General features: G+C 55.8%; 1 rRNA gene. It reads right to left on the minus strand.

The annotated features are described in order from the left end of the window. A 23S ribosomal RNA gene (locus tag RWZ58_RS08670) occupies positions 1 to 3,088 on the minus strand; the annotation flags it as partial. Positions 3,089 to 3,436 lie beyond the last annotated feature (348 nt).

The raw sequence follows: 3,436 nt of genomic DNA on the forward strand, positions 1-3,436 counted from the left end.
CGAGCACCTCGCGGTGCTTCCACCTCTGGCCTATCAACCCGCTCGTCTGGCGGGGGCCTCTCACCCCACGGGGGGGCGTGGAAACCTCATCTTGGAGCAGGCTTCCCGCTTAGATGCTTTCAGCGGTTATCCCTTCCGAACGTAGCTAACCAGCCATGCACCTGGCGGTACAACTGGCACACCAGAGGTTCGTCCATCCCGGTCCTCTCGTACTAGGGACGGCCCTCCTCAAATTTCCTGCGCGCACAGAGGATAGGGACCGAACTGTCTCACGACGTTCTGAACCCAGCTCGCGTACCGCTTTAATGGGCGAACAGCCCAACCCTTGGGACCGACTCCAGCCCCAGGATGCGACGAGCCGACATCGAGGTGCCAAACCATGCCGTCGATATGGACTCTTGGGCAAGATCAGCCTGTTATCCCCGGGGTACCTTTTATCCGTTGAGCGACCACGCACCCACGTGCCATGGCCGGATCACTAGTTCCTGCTTTCGCACCTGCTCGACCCGTCGGTCTCACAGTCAAGCTCCCTTGTACACTTGCACTCGCCACCTGATTACCAACCAGGCTGAGGGAACCTTTGAGCGCCTCCGTTACATTTTAGGAGGCAACCGCCCCAGTTAAACTACCCACCAGGCACTGTCCCCAACCCGGATCACGGGCCAAGGTTAAGGTGACCGCTTAAACCAGAATGGTATTTCAACGACGACTCCACCACCGCTGGCGCGGCAGCTTCACAGTCTCCCACCTATCCTACACAAGTCCAAGCGAACACCAATACCAAGCTATAGTAAAGGTCCCGGGGTCTTTCCGTCCTTCTGCGCGAAACGAGCATCTTTACTCGTACTGCAATTTCGCCGAGCTCACGGTTGAGACAGCGGGGAAGTCGTTACGCCATTCGTGCAGGTCGGAACTTACCCGACAAGGAATTTCGCTACCTTAGGATGGTTATAGTTACCACCGCCGTTTACTGGGGCTTAAATTCACCGCTTCACACCCACAAAGAATGTTAACGGTTCCTCTTAACCTTCCAGCACCGGGCAGGCGTCAGTGCGTATACATCGCCTTACGGCTTCGCACGCACCTGTGTTTTTGATAAACAGTCGCTTCTCCCTATTCTCTGCGACCCCACAACCCCACCAACACGCAAGGCATTGGGAAGTCACGGGGTCCTCCTTATCCCGAAGTTACGGAGGAATTTTGCCGAGTTCCTTAACCACGATTCACTCGAACGCCTCGGTATACTCTACCTGACCACCTGAGTCGGTTTAGGGTACGGGCGCGTCATGCCCTCACGTCGAGGCTTTTCTCGGCAGCATAGGATCACCACAAGTCCACACACGCGTGTGTCCCTCATCAGTTCTCACCCATAGTGCCCCCCGGATTTGCCTGGGAGGCGGGCCACAACCTTAAATACGCACAACCATCGGCGCACTGCAGCTACCTGTCTGCGTCACCCCTGTTAACACGCTTGCCTACCATCACCGGGACCCCAAGACCCACACACACCACGCAACCCGAAGGTTATGCGGAGGCGCGGGCAAATTGGTTAGCACAATGACCTCAGCATGGGCGGTCACAACCTGGTACCAGAATATCAACTGGTTGTCCATCGACTACGCCTGTCGGCCTCGCCTTAGGACCCGACTAACCCAGGGCGGATAAACCTAGCCCTGGAACCCTTAGTCAATCGGCGCTGCGGATTCCCACCGCAGATTCGTTACTCATGCCTGCATTCTCACTCCCACACAATCCACCAGAAGTCACCTCCAGGCTTCACCTCATGCAGGACGCTCCCCTACCCAACAACACACCAACAACCAATAAACTGGCGCCAGCCACACGTGTTGCTGCCACAGCTTCGGCGGTACGCTTGAGCCCCGCTACATTGTCGGCGCAGAACCACTTGACCAGTGAGCTATTACGCACTCTTTCAAGGATGGCTGCTTCTAAGCCAACCTCCTGGTTGTCACCGCGACTCCACATCCTTTCCCACTTAGCGCACGCTTAGGGGCCTTAGCTGATGATCTGGGCTGTTTCCCTCTCGACTACGAAGCTTATCCCCCGCAGTCTCACTGCCACGCTACACCTAATGGCATTCGGAGTTTGGCTGACGTCAGTAACCCACAGGGCCCATCGGCCATCCAGTAGCTCTACCTCCACCAGGGACCACGCAACGCTGCACCTAAATGCATTTCGGGGAGAACCAGCTATCACGGAGTTTGATTGGCCTTTCACCCCTACCCACAGTTCATCCCCCAGGTTTTCAACCCTGGTGGGTTCGGTCCTCCACACAGTCTTACCTCTGCTTCAACCTGACCATGGGTAGATCACCCCGCTTCGGGTCTAGAACACGCGACAAACGCCATCTTTCAGACTCGCTTTCGCTACGCATACCCCACACGGGTTAAGCACGCCACGTATCACTAACTCGCAGGCTCATTCTTCAAAAGGCACGCCATCACCCCACAAGGCTCTGACGGCTTACAGGCACACGGTTTCAGGTACTATTTCACTCCCCTCCCGGGGTACTTTTCACCATTCCCTCACGGTACTATGCACTATCGGTCATCAAGTAGTATTTAGGCTTACCAAGTGGTCTTGGCAGATTCACACGAGATTTCACGAGTCCCGCACTACTCGGGCACCACATCCACACCACACGCCACCAGTCCACCTACACGACTCTCACGCTCTACGGTCAGCCATCCCAGACTGTTCAACTCCCAGCAACACACGATGCGACCCCCCGGCAGAAGGATCCAACATGGCCCCACAACACCAAACACGCAACAGCCGCCGCCTCTCACACGCATCTGGTTTAGCCTCCTCCGCTTTCGCTCGCCACTACTCACGGAATATCTTCTCCTACGGGTACTGAGATGTTTCACTTCCCCGCGTTCCCCCCACCACCCTATACACGTTCAGATGATGGTAACCCAGCACAACCCAGGTTAGGTTCCCCCATTCGGACACCCTCGGATAATAACGCTCGCTCGCCAACTCCCCGAGGCATATCGCAGGCCGCAACGTCCTTCATCAGCTCTTGATGCCAAGGCATCCACCGAATGCCCAACAAAACTAAACAAAACACAAAAAACAGTACAGAACAAATATGCTCGCAACCACTATACAAATCACAAACAACCCACCACACACACCCACACCCAAACCACTCAAAGCCCAGGCAGGCTATGCGGGCAACCACCACAACAATGGCGGACGCCAACACGGTGTTGAACGTGAACCCGACAGTGTGCTCATTCGCTTCAAACTCTTATGCCCAACCCAAACACGCACCCACACCCACCACCAACAAACAGTGATGAACACATGCGAGCACAAGAAAACAACCAACACACCCACAACAGGCCATGCTGATTGTTCCCCACAAAACTGGGCTCCCTAGAAAGGAGGTGATCCAGCCGCACCTTCC

The sequence above is a fragment of the uncultured Rothia sp. genome (assembly GCF_963544205.1).
Taxonomy (GTDB): domain Bacteria; phylum Actinomycetota; class Actinomycetes; order Actinomycetales; family Micrococcaceae; genus Rothia.